Source organism: Paeniglutamicibacter sp. (assembly GCF_046714615.1).
In the GTDB taxonomy this organism is placed as follows: domain Bacteria; phylum Actinomycetota; class Actinomycetes; order Actinomycetales; family Micrococcaceae; genus Paeniglutamicibacter.
In genome coordinates this window covers 1-1,200 of record NZ_JBKKAP010000189.1, presented here as the reverse complement: position 1 = coordinate 1,200, position 1,200 = coordinate 1, and the positions used below count along the sequence as shown (strand labels likewise).

The 1,200-nt window shown below is 61.9% G+C and carries 1 protein-coding gene; it reads left to right on the top strand.

All coding sequences use genetic code 11. The annotated features are described in order from the left end of the window. Positions 1-130: 130 nt before the first annotated feature. Positions 131-1,120, top strand: a complete 990-nt coding sequence (locus ACLQ7E_RS22305; protein ID WP_411734777.1) for a DUF4192 family protein — start codon at positions 131-133, stop codon at positions 1,118-1,120. Positions 1,121-1,200 lie beyond the last annotated feature (80 nt).

Below are 1,200 nucleotides of genomic sequence, written 5' to 3'. Positions count from 1 at the left end.
CGGGTTGCTGCTCCTTGGTGCTCGGTCCGCTTCATTTCATTTCGCCAGCAACCAAAAAAACGCGGGGGAGAGACAAAGCGCGGGGCTGGTTCCGCGATCCCCCTCACCCACAGATTGAGGAAAAATAACCATGAAAAGCATCAAAGCAACCACCATGGCCGAGGTCACGGCAGTCGCCATCCACGGAATCGGCTTCATCCCCACCTCGTCGGTGGTTCTCATGCTGACGAACGACAACGGACTGCTGGCCACCCTGCGCGTGGATGCCAACCCCGAAGCACCCGCCGAGGAATGGGCACAGAACATCACCACGTACGTTCACCGCGTGAGTGATGCCAACAGCGTCATCCTGTTGAGCTTCGAGAACGAAAAGGCCATGACCACCCAGCAGTTCCGCGCGTTGGGCGACACCTTGGCCCGCGCGGGATGCCCCATCAAGAACGCGGTGCTCGTCACCGATGGCTGGGTCATGGACTACGACGGCGATTCAACCGACGCGGTTGAATTCTCCACCGTCGCCGAATCCAACGCGGCACTGGCCTTGATGCTCAGCACCAACAAGGCCGCCAAGATGGCCGCAGACATTCCGGCCTGCACCACCCCGGCCAGCGTCAGCGACCTCGAGAAATTCATCAACGACGCCCAGCATATGGGCTTCGAGGACGCGGAAACCCGCGCCGTGGTGCGCGGCACGCTGGCCGACATGGTCGGCGGCTACCGCCACCACGGGAAGGTCAGCCCCGAGCACGCCGCATGGCTGGCCGGAATCTGCACCAACAAGAACGTGCGCGACCTGCTGTTCGCCTCGCTGGCCACCACCAGCGACGACGCCGGAACGATTAGCGCCGTCCTGATGGGGGAGACCGCACCGGAAGATTGGGAATTCTTCCTCACGGGTGCCGACGCAATCTACACCGCGCTTCAATTCATCCCCGAAGCCAGCCGCACCGACCTGCTGGCCGGAGTCGGATGGACACGCTGGATCAACGGCAAGGGAAGCGAAGCCATGAAATACCTCAGCCTCGCGCTTGACGCCGACCCCGAGCACCGCCTCACCACCCTGTTGATCAAATTGATCAACACCGGCGAACTTCCCCGGTCCGCCAGCACCAAGCACTAACCCACCCCCCCAACCACCAGCTAGGTGGGGCGGCGGGACCCAAAAAAAACCCCCCCCAACAAACAAAAACCCCAAAAAAG

Excerpts from the sequence above, each read along its gene's own strand:
- ACLQ7E_RS22305 (WP_411734777.1), top strand. The coding sequence starts at position 131 with ATGAAAAGCATCAAAGCAACCACCATGGCCGAGGTCACGGCAGTCGCC.